This is a genomic window from Acinetobacter wuhouensis, from assembly GCF_001696605.3.
GTDB lineage: Bacteria > Pseudomonadota > Gammaproteobacteria > Pseudomonadales > Moraxellaceae > Acinetobacter > Acinetobacter wuhouensis.
The window spans coordinates 1,985,103-1,998,896 of the sequence record NZ_CP031716.1 but is presented as its reverse complement, the minus strand read 5'-3'; the positions used below and the strand labels follow the sequence as shown (position 1 = coordinate 1,998,896).

The following is a 13,794-nucleotide window of genomic DNA, read 5'->3' as shown; positions in this document are numbered from 1 at the left end:
CGCAATATACTACTTTTTAGAAAGATCTACCGCTGCTGTAAATAAGACGTCAGTAGAAGAGTTCAATGCAGTTTCAGTTGAATCTTGAAGCACACTGATCACCATACCAATTGCAACTACTTGCATAGCAATTTCAGAAGGGATACCAAACAGACCACAAGCAATCGGAATCAATAATAATGAACCACCAGCAACACCAGAAGCACCGCATGCTGTAATTACAGAAACCACGGATAAAATAATCATGGTCACAGCATCAACTTGAATACCTAGCGTATGTACAGCAGCAAGGGTAAGCACCGTAATTGTAACAGCAGCACCTGCCATGTTAATCGTTGCACCTAATGGAATCGCAACGTTCGCTGTGGTTTCATTAACACCTAAGCGTTTCGCCAAGTCTAAGTTCACTGGAATATTGGCAGCCGAACTACGAGTGAAGAATGCGGTGATTCCACTTTCTCTTAAACATTTTAAAACCAAAGGGTATGGGTTTTTACGCATGACGAAACCCACGATCAATGGATTGATTACCAAAGCCACAAAGAACATTGTGCCAACTAGAACTGCAATCAATTGTGCGTAATTTTTCAAAGTATCGAGTCCAGCTTGTGCAAAAGTTGCCACAACTAAACCGAAAATACCAATCGGTGCAAAAGCAATCACAATACGAATGATTGAATTTACTGCATCTGCAACATCTGTAATCACACGCTTGGTAGTATCTGAACCATGACGTAATGCAGCACCCAAACCCACAGCCCAAGCTAAAATCCCAATGAAGTTTGCTTCATGTAAAGCTGTAATAGGATTGGTAATAAAGCTTAAAAGTAAATTCTTTAAAACTTCAGCTACACTACCTGGTGGTTGCAAAGCCGCATCAGAGGCATGGGTAAATACCAATGTACTTGGAAATATCGTACTTGCGATCACTGCACTGATTGCAGCAAGTAACATTCCAATGGTGTATAAACCCAAAATAGGTTTTAAATTTCCCGCACCACTACCGACTTTAAAATTGGCAATAGAGGCAAGTACCAATACAAAGACCAAAATTGGCGCAACAGATTTCAACGCCTTAATGAATAATTCACCTAAAATATTGAAATATTCAGCTGAACTTGGAAATGCAAACGCCACTATAAAACCAAGAATAATGGCAATAATAATACGTGTGACTAAACTTAAACGTGCTAGGGCAGCAAACATGTTGAACCTTTTTGCCTAAATTGGTCTAAAATCAATGAACAAGCTGACTATTCTATACCTAAAATGAATAACTTAAATCATACAAATGCTTTGTAAAAACTAAGATATTAAAAAACATGTAGGTTTTTTGAAAATCAAGCTTTAATATTGCTTATTAATTAAGCAAATTCAATCTAAAATTAACAGAATGTTTGTGCATCTAACTCATGCATCGCTTGATAATGAGTTAAATAAATTTTACCGCTTAACTCATCAATGAGGTTTGATTGTTTTAAGCGATCCATCACAGGACCTTTGACTTCAGAAAGATGGGTTAGAATATTGAGTTTATTCAACTCATTATTAATTTCTTCTAAGGTTTCAAGTGCGCTCAAATCAATATTACTAATACTTGAGCAATTGATCACAACATGGTGCAAATCTGGATGTTTACTCACTTCTGAAATGACAAATTCTTTGAGCGTATTGGCATTTAAAAAAGTTAGGTTTTCATCAATACGGATCGACACGATATTGGTACTGGTCAACACATCATGACGTGAAATATTACGGAAATGCTGTGTACCTTCAACCAAACCAATCACGGCGATATGTGGACGACTGATTCGCCATAACAGTAATAGAAACGTCGAAACAATACCAATGATTAGACCTGTTGAAATATCGATACACAAAACACCAAAGAATGTCACCCACATGGCAATTCCATCTGCTTTGGAATAGCGCCAAGAATCGACAAAGGGCTTAAAATCCACCAACTTCCAAATCGAAACAATAATTGTTGCTGCCAGTATTGCCAAAGGGAGCTCTTTAAAAACACCTGTGAAATATAAGCTAACGATCACAATGAAAATAGAGGACAATACACCTGCCATCGGTGTTCTGGCTCCTGCATCTGCATTGACGACTGTACGAGATAAACTGCCCGTAACAGGGAAGGAAGCCGTAATTCCTGCACTAAAATTGGCTAAACCCAGCGCAACGAGTTCTTGATTACTATTTAATTCACTACGTTGTTGAAAAGCGGTGGCTTGCGCAATCGAAATAGATTCAACAAAACTGACCATGGTGATCATGGCTGCACCTGGCAATAACTGCACCAGCAAGTCCCAACTCCAAAACGGCATGGAAATAGGCGGAAAACCAGAAGGAATTTCCCCAACTGTTTTAATCCCATATTGATCTATATGCAGAAAATGTACCAAAGCAATTGAAATAAAAACCAAAAATAAGGGTAGTGCTTTGATTAAAAAAGGCATTGAATGCGCAAAAGATTTAAATAGGTCGCTATTTAAAAATTTTGGTGCATAAATTAAAAATAGAATTGCGAATAAGCCAAAAACCAAGGTTTGAAGATTGGTTAAACTGAGGTATTGCCAAGCACTGTGTATAAATTCAACCACATTTCCAGATTTTAAAGGAACATCAACGAGGAATTTGACCTGACTCAATGCGATTAATACCGCAGAAGCAATAATAAAACTTTTAATCACAGGATGACTGATTAAACGAATGAGAAAACCAAAACGGAAAATACCCAATAAGGTCGAAAGTATGCCAACCAAAAGTGCTAAAAGACATGCCGCTTGAATATAAACAGGTGATCCAACTTCGTATAGGGGAGAAAGTGTTGCAAAGGTCATCATTGAAATCAGCGCAACTGGACCGATTGAAAGTGTCGGACTTCCACCCACCATTGCATACACAATCATCGGTAAAATACTGGCATATAAGCCTGTTACAGGAGGTAAGCCAGCAACCATCGCATACGCCATGCCTTGCGGAACCAACATGGCAATGACAATTAATGCTGCGAGTAAATCAGCTCGAAATTTTGGCTTTGAATAATCTTGAAGCCATTGCCAAGCAGGAAAAATTTTACTGAGATGAATCTTGGAGTCAGACATGAGTGCTTTGTTATCACATTTTCATATATATTATGCAGAAAAAATGCTAAGAAAACAGCTAAAATAATCCTTTAAGGAGTTAACAATTTGTTTTTAGTATAAATTTAGTCTGTTGCTTAATCTAAATGAAAATATCTCAAAGTTAAACTTTAGGGCAATATAAGTCATATAAAGTGGTCAATACTACCGTCATTTTTTCATCCTTGATGGAATAATAAATTTGCTTTCCATCACGGCGAGTAGATACAGCATCACTTTTACGCAACATCATGAGCTGTTGGGATAATGTAGGCTGATTGATTTGAGTTTTTTCTTCGATTTGCGAAACATTCAGCTCTTCTTGAGCAAGATGACACAAAATGAGTAAGCGATCTGTATTGGCTAAAGATTTTAAAATAGTCACAACGGATGATGCTGATTCACGCATTACATCAATTTCAAGATCATTAGACATATATAACGGTTCCCTGATTATTTACGCTATTATAACTGTGTCTATCATCATCGCATGATACTAACTTTATGTTTTTTGATGAAGTTCTAAATCAATTTTATCTATATAACAATTCAGGCTATTTTATTCACAATTTTGAATAAGCCAGAAACTCATTTTTTTCTCGTTAAATAATGAGTTTATTACTGATTCGTTGAATAAATAGACAAATTGTCTACTTATGATAATATGTTGAGAACAGCTTTAAAAACAGTTGGAATATACATAATGAGTACATTTACAGTGATGAAAACCACACTACGTGAGGAAGCAACGATTCCGATGCTTGCTGTAGATGCGTTTGCACAGTCTTTTGTGCAAGCGACCCATTCAACTGTAAAAGTAACTTATGCTCAAAATCAACAGCTCGTAGAACGGGTGGATGGTCAGATTCATATTGTTAAAGATCTTTCAGATGCCTATGTCGATCCAAAGTTAAAGCGTAGTGTTTTGAAACGTAAGAAAAAACAAGAGGTGATGGCATAAGGTTCTATGCGTCAACCGAGAATAAGAATGTTTGCTGGTCCCAATGGATCAGGTAAAAGCACCATTAAAGAATATTTAGCGCCCCATCAAATCGGGGCGTACTTAAATGCAGATGAATTAGAAAAGCAGCTTTATGCAACGCAAAGTTTGGCTTTGGATGATTTTCATCGTGATTTATCTGCATCAGCATTGTTAGAATTTTTAAAACAAAAAAAGCGCAAAAAAGATCAGAAATTCATTCCTTTATTATCGACCGAGCCAAAAATCATTGACGATAGCCTCATCATTTTTGAAATTCAGGAAATAGATTCCTATTTATGTGCACGGATTATTGATTTTATTCGTTTTGAATTTTTACGTCTAAAAATCAGTTTTACCTTTGAAACGGTGATGTCACATATCAGCAAGGTTGAATTTTTACGTGAAGCACAGGAGCATGGTTTTAAAACCTATTTGTACTATGTCGCGACAGTAGATCCTGAGATTAATATTGGACGTGTGTATTATCGAGTCAATACAGGTGGGCATGCTGTACCTGAACAAAAGATTCGTGAGCGCTATTATCGAAGTTTGGATTTACTCATGTCTGCGATTGAAGCATCAGATCGCGCTTATATTTTTGACAATTCTAGTCATGGTGAAAAAGCATCTTTTATTGCAGAGATTGAAAAAGCAGAAGTATTAAAATTAAATCCTGCGGTTGAGTTGTTTCCAAAATGGTTTGTTGAAAAAGTCTTGGATGAATTTAGTTAAAATAGAAAATTTTCTATACATTTAAACACCAAAGATCATTTTATGAAGTTTTAATAAAGCAACCATTTATAGTCAGAGAACTTGGAATGAATAACTTAGATTTGATCTCTAAACTTGAAAAAATAGGGCAATTACCTCCAGAGCGTAGCCAAGATGTAGATGATTTTCCACTAGAGGAATTTGATCAGCACTTACAAAGTTTTGAATTACCAATAACTTTAGAAATCGCAAAGCGTTTAATTAAGCTTTCTCCACCAAGTAATATAGGTTGTTTTGGCGTGGAATGGGCAATATTACATTTGATAGAAAGCCTAAATGTGCAGCAACTTCAAGATTTAATCGCACATTCAGAGCAAAATGAAGTCGTTGATCTTTTATCCATACGTTTAAAAAATTATTTTAAAAAAAATAATGGTGAAGCGTAAAAATAAAGCTGATTCTACTTGTAGATTTAGAATGTATGCACTTTAAAGTATAGACTTATACAAAAATAAGATTGAATAATTAAATTAAATATATATTATAAAAACATATATTGTTATTGGTTTATATCGATGCACAGTTTTGTACTTGCCTTCTTAGGAGGGATTCTTCTTGGACTCGCAGTGGTTGGCTATTTATTTGTAAATGGTCGTATTGCAGGGATTAGTGGCTTGATTGCACAAGTGCTGAATCCACAAAGCTTGTTTAAAACCCCTGCTTTATGGTTCTTATTGGGTTTATTTATTACGCCATTTGCGTATGGTCTATTTTTTAAGCCTGAAATTGTCATGGTGCATTCAGAACCCATTTTATTGATCGTCGCAGGGGTGTTGGTCGGTTTTGGGACTCGCTTGGGTTCAGGTTGTACCAGTGGTCACGGTATTTGCGGAATGAGTCGTTTATCTGTTCGTTCAATCGTCGCAACTTGTACATTCATGCTCGCAGGATTTATGACTGTCTATGTGATGCGCCATGTGATAGGAGCTTGATCATGAAAAATATTCTAGCATTCGTATTCGGTGGCTTATTCTCCATAGGTTTGATGATTTCAGGCATGTCAAATCCTGCAAAAGTAATCGGTTTCCTTGATCTATTTGGACAGTGGGATCCAAGTCTAGCATTTGTAATGATTGGTGCAATTCTTGTTGCATTTATCCCGTTTCAGTTAGCGATCCGCAAACCCGTAACAGTGTTCAATGAACCGATTGATTTACCAAAGAATAATCAACTTGATAAAAAACTACTTTCAGGTGCATTTATTTTCGGAATCGGTTGGGGAATTGCGGGGATTTGTCCAGCACCTGCTTTTACTTTGATTGGTTTGGGATATTATCAAGCTGCATATTTTATTATTGCAATGTTAGTTGGGGTTTTGATTCACCGTAAAGTTGCTGGAGCATAATGATGAATCCACTGGTTCAAGATTTTTTTGATGAAAATACCAATACCTTTAGTTATGTCGTAACAGACCCTAAAACTCAGTATTGTGCAATTATTGACAGTGTTTTGGATTATGATGCCTCATCAGCAACAACGCAGACGACACATGCAGATCAAATTATTGCCTATATCAATAAAAATCAGTTTAAAGTTCAGTGGATACTTGAAACACATGTGCATGCAGATCACTTAACTGCTTCACAATATTTAAAAGCACAGTTAGGTGGTCAAATCGCCATGAGCGAAAAAATCACTATTGTGCAAGATATTTTTTCAAAGATTTATAACATCGATATTAAAGCGCTAAATTCTCATCAATCGTTTGATCATTTATTTAAAGATCATGAACATTTTATGATTGGTGAAATGGATGCGTACAATATTCCAACGCCAGGGCATACACCTGCGTGTTTAAGCTATGTGGTTGGTGATGCTGTATTTGTTGGAGATACCTTATTCATGCCTGATTATGGGACTGCACGTTGTGACTTTCCAAAGGGCAGTGCTTCTCAGTTATTTGATTCAGTCAATGAAATCTATAAACTTCCAGATCATATGCGGATGTATTTATGTCATGATTATTTGCCTGAGTCACGACAACATTATGTATATCAAACCACGATTAAAACTCAACGTGATGAAAATATACACATTCATACAGGCATTACCAAACAAGATTTTATCAGCATGCGTGAACAACGAGATGCAACATTATCTATGCCGAAATTAATTTTACCTGCAATTCAAATTAATATGGATGGTGGCAAATTTCCTGAACCAGAAGTCAATGGTTTACGTTATTTAAAATTACCTTTAAATTATTTTAATGGATGATTTTTAGGCACATTAAGTTAATTAAATGAATGTAAATTAAGCATGATTCAAAGTTTTATAAAAAAGCATAATGTTTTTATGAATATAATTATATTTTTATAGGAATTTCATATTGAGTACAATATTTTGTAATAAAATTTAAAAAACAAAAAATATTGTTTATTTTTGATTAATAATTAATTTATTCTTATTTTTATCTAGATTAAGTTTTTGATAATAAATATGATTTAAAATATGGAAAACTAGATAAAAATATTTATAAAAACAATCTCGACCATTGTCGTAGTCTGAATATTGGATTCCATACATTTATCTGTATATAATGTCACTAACTGGTGTAAAAATGTTATATTCATCATATATTATTTTTGATATGAGTGTTTAAATACATTTTTTATGGGTTGTCATCGAATATGCATGTTTAAAATATATACATTTTTATAAAATAGTTTATATTTGTAAATGTGCTGATTTTATAGGATTAATTTATGGCGAGTATCACTTTACCTCTAGATTCGAATTTGAATCCAGTGGATTCGTCTGCCAATTCTATTCCTGTAAAAGTTGCACAAATTTCCAATGAGGTAAAACAAGCTTTGGATTTAATGCCACATTTAGTGTGGATGACTAAGCTTGGCGTGGGGTATTGCAATACTCCACTCAAACAATTTATTGGCATTGAGTCGAACAATATCTGTGATACCGACTGGATTAAATATTTACATCCTGAAGATGCGGAGCATATTTATAATATTTGGATCACTGCACAAAAAACAGGTCAAAATTTTGAAAAAGAATGTCGCATCCGTAATGTAGATGGACACTATCAGTGGTTTTTACTCCTTGCGCAAAGTACAGAATATGGTCGTAAACAATTTGATTGGACTATAACTTGTACCAATATTCATGACCGTGCATTGTTATTACGCGAAACCAGTGAGTCGTTACGTGCTAATACAGATATGCTAGATGTCAGTGTGGACTGTATCAAAATTATTACACCCGATGGTTTTGTTTCTCACATGAACAAATCAGGTTGTATTGCTTTACTTGGTAAAGAAAAAGTCAAAACCTTTGGCATGGAATGGCTTGGATTATTGCCACCAGAAGTTCGTGAACAAGGCAAGAAAGCAATCAAACAAGCGGCGAAAGGTAAGAATGCTCGTTTTGCAGGAAAAAGTGTCTTTGGTAATTTGACCATGTATTGGGACAATATTCTGACTCCTGTGGTGAATGAAGAAGGGCAAACCACCAGTATTTTATGTGTATCTCGTGATGTCACGAAACAAAGAATTGCTGAAGAAAAACTCCGTATCACCAGTGAGTTTGATGAAATGACGGGCTTAATGAACCGTCGAGCATTTAAAAAGAAATTAAAAACATCAATTACGAAAGCAAAAGACGAACGTGGTCAAATTGGTTTGTTATTGATCGATTTAGACCACTTTAAACATATTAATGACACATTGGGACATTCTGCTGGTGACCACTTGCTTAAAGTATTGTCTAAGCGACTTGCACATTGCTTAGATGAAAATGCTTATATTTCAAGATTGGGTGGTGATGAATTTGCTGTTGTGATTGAAAATATTGAAAGTAATGAACAAATTATAAATGTTTCAAAAAAACTCTTAAAGCAACTCGAAGCACCAATTACATATAGTGGTAAGTTGCTGAATGGGGGAATGAGTATTGGTGGGTCGGTTTACCCAGTAGATGCTAAAGATGGTTCTGGTCTATTAAAATGTGCAGATACTGCACTCAATGATTTAAAAGATCGTGGTCGTGGTGGCATTCGTATGTTTGGCGTAGATATGTTTGAAATTGCCCAAATGAAAGCCAAGCAACTCGACACGGCGCGTCAGATTATCCGTAATAATCAAATTGAACCGTTTTATCAACCTAAAGTTAAGTTGGATGATTGCTCAATCATTGGCTTTGAAGCTTTACTCAGATGGCGTGATGAAGATAGCAATATACATTCACCAGCGACAGTTGTTGAAGCTTTTAATGATTTTGAGTTAGCGACCAAAATCAGTGAAACCATGCATAACAAAATTTTTACTGATATGTCAGCGTGGATTTCGCAAGGAATTAATGTTGTTCCGATCTCAATCAATGCTTCGCCAGTAGAATTTATGCGTGATAATTATGCTGAAATTTTATTGAAGCGTTTGGCTGCTTATAAAATTCCACATGATTTAGTTGAAATCGAAATTACTGAACATATTCTGGCTGATCGCGGTTATGAATATGTAGTACGTGCTTTGAAAAAGTTGAAAAATTCGGGAGTACGGATTGCCTTGGATGATTTTGGTACAGGGCATTCTTCAATGACCCATTTACGTGATTATCCAGTAGATTCATTGAAAATTGATTATAATTTTGTCAATCGCATGCATGAAGAAAAGTCAATCAAAGCCATTGTCGAAGGGATTGCCAAACTTGGACCAATTTTATCATTGGATATTATTGCTGAAGGTATTGAAACGGTTGAACAACTTGATAGTTTAAGAGCAGCAGGTTGTAAATTTGGACAAGGCTTTCTATTTAGCCAAGCTATCAGTGCCGATGATGCTAAACAAATGTTAATTTAATTAGGGTCTGTTGACATTTCATAAATGGCTTGCGTTGTCGGCTAAAATAGAGCAAACGAGGCATGAAATGAAAAGAATGGTGGTTCCATTTTTAAATTTCATAACGAAGTTTGTGATAATTTTAGCCACAACCCTTCGGGACTGGTGTATTTTTTGCTGCTACTTCGTTATGAACTACTCACTTAGAATGACTAAGTTTCGTATTTCACGCCTAGTATCAGCTAAAAAATACACAAATCGCAAACATAGACGAATTGTCAACAGACCCTAATATAAGGCTTCTTTAACCCCGTGTTTATTTAGGTCAGAAAGTTTTGAAAATAATCTAAAAAACACTTGTAAATTCGATGTACTACGAGTATTTTAAATTCAATACAGTTTTTTATGAACGACATAAAGATGTTAAAGCAACCTGTTATCGCTACTTCTTATTATTTCTGGCAATACTTTAGATAATTGCCTGAAGTCGTTCGGGCACTGAAAAATGGTTGCCCACCAAGTTAATACCTGATCGGCAACCCTGATCAGGTTTTTTTATGCCTATGTGTCAAAATTTAGCTTGAATAAATATGTTTTAAAATTTGGAGAATATCATGATGAAATTTAACGATGTGTACTTTAGCAACTTTTATTGGTCTTATTTTAGTCAAATGCAAACTTTAATACGCCATTCGAAACGATCACAGACGCTCAAATAAAAGCTCGGACTGAATAAGAGTCCAAAGGAATACATCATGAATGCTTTAAATATTGCTTTACAACAAAATCAAACGACAGAAACTGAACTTAGTTTGCCTGCACAATTAAAAGAAAAATTTCCATTAGAACAACACTATGCATTGCAAATAGCAGAACAACGCCAAACGATCCAAAATATTTTAAATGGTACGGATTCTCGTTTAATGGTTATCACAGGACCATGTTCAATCCATGATGAAAAATCAGCACTTGAATACGCTTCAAAACTCAAAAAACTTCAAGAAAAAGTTGCAGATCAAATCTTCATAGTGATGCGTACTTATATTGAAAAACCACGTACAACAGTAGGTTGGAAAGGCTTTTTATATGACCCTCATTTAGATGGTTCTGCTGATATGCAACTCGGATTAGAAAAATCACGTCAGCTATATCTCGATATTATTGAAATGGGCTTGCCAATTGCAAGTGAGATTTTAAGCCCGATGGCAACAGGTTACTTTGATGATTTATTGGCTTGGGGTGCGATTGGCGCACGTACCAGTGAATCACAAATCCATCGTGAAATTTCAAGCCATATGCCATACAGTATTGGCTTCAAGAATGGTACAGATGGTTCAATTCAAATTGCTTTAGATGCAATTCAATCGGCAAGCCATCCTCATCAATTTTTAGGCATGAGCCAAAAGGGAACACCGAGTATTTTACAGAGCCTAGGTAATCCATTGGCGCACATCATCCTACGTGGTTCAAATACTGGGACAAATTATGATGCGGTGTCGATCCAACATATTCGCAATAAACATCAAGGAAAGTTACCTGCTTTGGTGATTGATTGTAGTCATGGCAATAGCCATAAAGACCCACTCAAACAACCGTTGGTACTACAACAAATTATTCAAGAACGTCATTTAACTCAGGTCCGTGGTGTGATGTTAGAAAGTCATTTGGTTGATGGCAATCAAAAGATTTCTTGTGATATGACTTATGGTCAGTCTGTGACTGATGGTTGTTTAGGCTGGGATAAAACTGAAAAATTATTGTTAGATGTCGCAGAGCAATTATCTGCGAAAGTTTTGTTGGAAACAGCTTAATAATTGAAAATTGGAACAAAAAAAGATCAGAATAATTCTGATCTTTTTTATTGCGAACATTTACGAATAACCTGAGGCTTAAAGACCTGCTTCGTATTCGCTATTGCTCAATAACTTTTCAACATCCGCAATATTGTTAGGTTTGATTTTATAAATCCAACCCTTGCCATATGGGTCATCATTGACAAAATCTGGGTCATCTTCAAGTGCAGTATTCACTTCAACCACTTCACCAGATACAGGTGCATGAATATCAGATGCAGTTTTTACAGACTCAACCACACCTGCTTGTGCGCCTGAAACAACTTGGCTACCAACTTCTGGTGCTTCAACATAAACTAAATCACCTAAAGCATCTTGAGCATGATCAGAAATACCAGTAATCACAAGATCACCTTCAATTTTTACCCACTCATGTGTGCTTGCATACTTCAAATCTGAAGGATGATTCATAATGACTCCTCAATTAATCCATTTATTTTTGTTAAGCGTTATACAGGTTTTTACATTAAAACAAAAGGCAAAGATATTGATAATCTTATTCATAGAATCCAATAAGATCATCGAATCAGTAAAAGATTCTCTATGATTTGCCCCTTATAAATAAGGATCTTTGCGCCAACTACTCGGGCTACGACCACTCCAGCGTTTAAATGCACGACTGAAATTAGCAACATCGCTATAGCCAAGTTCATCAGCAATTTGCTCTAAGGTGTAATCCGTTCGGGAAAGGAGAGACGTTGCATGGCGGTAGCGCACTTCATCGACAAGGGTTGAGAACGAAGTGCCTTCTGCTGCAAGTTGACGTTTTAATGTTCGATCCGACATATGCAAACGATCAGCAACATTTTCAATACTGAGATAATGTTGCTCTGAATGGGTCAAAATATCGCGTACACGCATAGCGAGACGACGGCGCTCCCCCAAGGCAGATAACTCAGCTTCACACTGGTTAATTGCAATTTGACTGGCAATCGGGTCAGCATTGACCATTTTTAAGCCGAGATAGGATTTATCAAAACTCGCGATTAAATGTGGTTGTTCAAAACGCATATTATATAAAGGTGAAAGTTTTTCGATGTAAGTATCGAAACCATCTGGCTTCGGAAAATCGAAGTCAATATCGCCTTTTAAATCATCAATGCCAGTGAGCGCCTTTGCCATGGTCATGATACCAAAGGTCAGCCCCATCACAATTTCTGTGCGTAAAGGTTCAATTTCAATATCACATTGTAGTTGTAAAGTGGCTTTTTCACCAAAAGTTGAGAAATACAATTGCAAAAAAGGCATACGTAACTGAATAAAACGATTTGCCAAAACCAAAGCATCAGTAATGTCATTGGCAGTCATAATCGCATAGCCGATAAAACCATGAATTGAAATACGCATTTGAGTCCCTAAATGGAAACCCAGGGTACTTTCACCTGTCAGCTTTAATGCATGCTTGACCAATTCATTGGCAATAGGTGTGGGTATACGACATTCAGGCTCTGCAAGTTGTTCGCTGGTAAAATTAAACGGAGCGAAAAGGCTCTCTGCACTATAGCCCCAACGAGAGACGATATCTAATAATAAAAGTCCATATACACCAGGAATTCCCTGATCTTGGCGAGCTGAGACTGTTTTCATGTGCTTTCCATTGCGCTCAAGATTGTTTCTATTTCTTTAATCATATTGTCATGAAATATGGAAAAAACCTTAAATATTGTAAGACAAATTAAGGATTAATGTGCATCAAAATTACGTTTAAAAACCACAATTTTAGTGGTAGAAATAAGCAATACATCATCAAATTGATTTTTCGCTTGAGTGACATACGCGACAATAGCACGATCGTTTTTTGTTCTCGATGGCGTGATTGAAACAATTTCAACATCGACATGAATTTTATCGCCAACACGTGTTGGTTTTGGCCACCTTAAACTTGATTCAGAGCCTATTAAACCATAAGCGACAGGGAAGCACTCTGTCCAAAGACGCATCGTAACAGCAGATGTATGCCAACCACTAGCAGCTAAACCTTGGAAAATAGGATGGTCTTTGGCTTTTTCAGGATCTGTATGAAAAACTTGGGGGTCGTATTTACCAGCAAACTCTAAAACTTCTTCTAAAGTCATTTCATATTCACGACTTTGAAAATGATCACCAACATTTAAATCTTCTAAATACAACATCTTTTATACATTCCCTTTTACATACAATATCTAAACATGATGACTTTGTAAGCATGAAACAAATGATCTGAATATTTTAGATCGTCGTTATGCAATTTCAATGACTGTATTGCCACCATATACATTATTTTT

At 35.9% G+C, this 13,794-nt stretch carries 14 protein-coding genes; 8 read left to right on the top strand and 6 right to left on the bottom strand.

The window, feature by feature from the left end; genetic code table 11:
* Positions 1-9 precede the first annotated feature (9 nt).
* The 3 genes from sstT to BEN71_RS10070 form a co-directional block, all read right to left on the bottom strand.
* The gene (gene sstT / locus BEN71_RS10080; RefSeq protein WP_068975904.1) at positions 10-1,206 is read right to left on the bottom strand and encodes a serine/threonine transporter SstT; all 1,197 of its coding nucleotides are present in this window, start codon (positions 1,204-1,206) and stop codon (positions 10-12) included.
* 179 nt (positions 1,207-1,385) lie between these two features.
* Positions 1,386-3,113 (bottom strand): SulP family inorganic anion transporter, encoded by a 1,728-nt coding sequence (locus tag BEN71_RS10075; RefSeq protein WP_068975905.1) that lies wholly within the window; start codon positions 3,111-3,113, stop codon positions 1,386-1,388.
* Between the two features lie 142 nt (positions 3,114-3,255).
* The gene (locus BEN71_RS10070) at positions 3,256-3,567 is read right to left on the bottom strand and encodes an ArsR/SmtB family transcription factor (RefSeq protein ID WP_068975906.1); all 312 of its coding nucleotides are present in this window, start codon (positions 3,565-3,567) and stop codon (positions 3,256-3,258) included.
* 267 nt (positions 3,568-3,834) lie between these two features.
* Between BEN71_RS10070 and BEN71_RS10065 the strand changes: the two genes are divergently transcribed.
* From BEN71_RS10065 to BEN71_RS10030, 8 genes are all read left to right on the top strand, one after another.
* Positions 3,835-4,092: a hypothetical protein gene (locus tag BEN71_RS10065; protein WP_068975907.1), complete on the top strand. Its 258-nt coding sequence runs from the start codon at positions 3,835-3,837 to the stop codon at positions 4,090-4,092.
* A 6-nt stretch (positions 4,093-4,098) separates the two neighbouring features.
* Positions 4,099-4,845 carry a zeta toxin gene (locus tag BEN71_RS10060; RefSeq protein WP_068975908.1) on the top strand — a complete coding sequence of 249 codons (747 nt, stop codon included), beginning with the start codon at positions 4,099-4,101 and terminating at the stop codon, positions 4,843-4,845.
* Positions 4,846-4,931: 86 nt separating this feature from the next.
* Entirely contained in the window at positions 4,932-5,270 is a 339-nt protein-coding gene (locus tag BEN71_RS10055; RefSeq protein ID WP_068975909.1) for a hypothetical protein, read from the top strand.
* Between the two features lie 129 nt (positions 5,271-5,399).
* Positions 5,400-5,816, top strand: a complete 417-nt coding sequence (locus tag BEN71_RS10050) for a YeeE/YedE family protein (RefSeq protein WP_068975910.1) — start codon at positions 5,400-5,402, stop codon at positions 5,814-5,816.
* Positions 5,817-5,818: 2 nt separating this feature from the next.
* On the top strand, positions 5,819-6,229 hold the full coding sequence (locus BEN71_RS10045; protein WP_068975911.1) for a DUF6691 family protein: 411 nt from the start codon (positions 5,819-5,821) through the stop codon (positions 6,227-6,229).
* Positions 6,230-6,231: 2 nt separating this feature from the next.
* Positions 6,232-7,101 (top strand): MBL fold metallo-hydrolase, encoded by an 870-nt coding sequence (locus BEN71_RS10040; RefSeq protein ID WP_068975912.1) that lies wholly within the window; start codon positions 6,232-6,234, stop codon positions 7,099-7,101.
* A 488-nt stretch (positions 7,102-7,589) separates the two neighbouring features.
* A complete protein-coding gene (locus tag BEN71_RS10035; protein ID WP_068975913.1) occupies positions 7,590-9,698 on the top strand; it encodes a sensor domain-containing protein in 2,109 nt (702 codons plus the stop codon).
* 734 nt (positions 9,699-10,432) lie between these two features.
* Positions 10,433-11,488 (top strand): 3-deoxy-7-phosphoheptulonate synthase, encoded by a 1,056-nt coding sequence (locus tag BEN71_RS10030; RefSeq protein WP_068975914.1) that lies wholly within the window; start codon positions 10,433-10,435, stop codon positions 11,486-11,488.
* A gap of 78 nt (positions 11,489-11,566) precedes the next feature.
* On the opposite strand, the gene gcvH is transcribed toward BEN71_RS10030, so the two are convergent.
* The 3 genes from gcvH to BEN71_RS10015 form a co-directional block, all read right to left on the bottom strand.
* Positions 11,567-11,941, bottom strand: a complete 375-nt coding sequence (gene gcvH / locus BEN71_RS10025) for a glycine cleavage system protein GcvH (protein ID WP_068975915.1) — start codon at positions 11,939-11,941, stop codon at positions 11,567-11,569.
* Between the two features lie 144 nt (positions 11,942-12,085).
* Positions 12,086-13,117 carry a helix-turn-helix transcriptional regulator gene (locus BEN71_RS10020; protein WP_068975916.1) on the bottom strand — a complete coding sequence of 344 codons (1,032 nt, stop codon included), beginning with the start codon at positions 13,115-13,117 and terminating at the stop codon, positions 12,086-12,088.
* Positions 13,118-13,212: 95 nt separating this feature from the next.
* Positions 13,213-13,662: a MaoC family dehydratase gene (locus BEN71_RS10015; RefSeq protein WP_068975917.1), complete on the bottom strand. Its 450-nt coding sequence runs from the start codon at positions 13,660-13,662 to the stop codon at positions 13,213-13,215.
* Positions 13,663-13,794: the final 132 nt, after the last annotated feature.

Excerpts from the sequence above, each read along its gene's own strand:
- BEN71_RS10055 (WP_068975909.1), top strand. The coding sequence starts at position 4,932 with ATGAATAACTTAGATTTGATCTCTAAACTTGAAAAAATAGGGCAATTA.
- BEN71_RS10035 (WP_068975913.1), top strand. The coding sequence starts at position 7,590 with ATGGCGAGTATCACTTTACCTCTAGATTCGAATTTGAATCCAGTGGAT.
- BEN71_RS10050 (WP_068975910.1), top strand. The coding sequence starts at position 5,400 with ATGCACAGTTTTGTACTTGCCTTCTTAGGAGGGATTCTTCTTGGACTC.
- BEN71_RS10075 (WP_068975905.1), bottom strand. The coding sequence starts at position 3,113 with ATGTCTGACTCCAAGATTCATCTCAGTAAAATTTTTCCTGCTTGGCAA.
- BEN71_RS10040 (WP_068975912.1), top strand. The coding sequence starts at position 6,232 with ATGAATCCACTGGTTCAAGATTTTTTTGATGAAAATACCAATACCTTT.
- BEN71_RS10065 (WP_068975907.1), top strand. The coding sequence starts at position 3,835 with ATGAGTACATTTACAGTGATGAAAACCACACTACGTGAGGAAGCAACG.
- BEN71_RS10030 (WP_068975914.1), top strand. The coding sequence starts at position 10,433 with ATGAATGCTTTAAATATTGCTTTACAACAAAATCAAACGACAGAAACT.
- BEN71_RS10020 (WP_068975916.1), bottom strand. The coding sequence starts at position 13,117 with ATGAAAACAGTCTCAGCTCGCCAAGATCAGGGAATTCCTGGTGTATAT.
- BEN71_RS10060 (WP_068975908.1), top strand. The coding sequence starts at position 4,099 with ATGCGTCAACCGAGAATAAGAATGTTTGCTGGTCCCAATGGATCAGGT.
- gcvH (WP_068975915.1), bottom strand. The coding sequence starts at position 11,941 with ATGAATCATCCTTCAGATTTGAAGTATGCAAGCACACATGAGTGGGTA.
- BEN71_RS10015 (WP_068975917.1), bottom strand. The coding sequence starts at position 13,662 with ATGTTGTATTTAGAAGATTTAAATGTTGGTGATCATTTTCAAAGTCGT.
- BEN71_RS10045 (WP_068975911.1), top strand. The coding sequence starts at position 5,819 with ATGAAAAATATTCTAGCATTCGTATTCGGTGGCTTATTCTCCATAGGT.
- sstT (WP_068975904.1), bottom strand. The coding sequence starts at position 1,206 with ATGTTTGCTGCCCTAGCACGTTTAAGTTTAGTCACACGTATTATTATT.
- BEN71_RS10070 (WP_068975906.1), bottom strand. The coding sequence starts at position 3,567 with ATGTCTAATGATCTTGAAATTGATGTAATGCGTGAATCAGCATCATCC.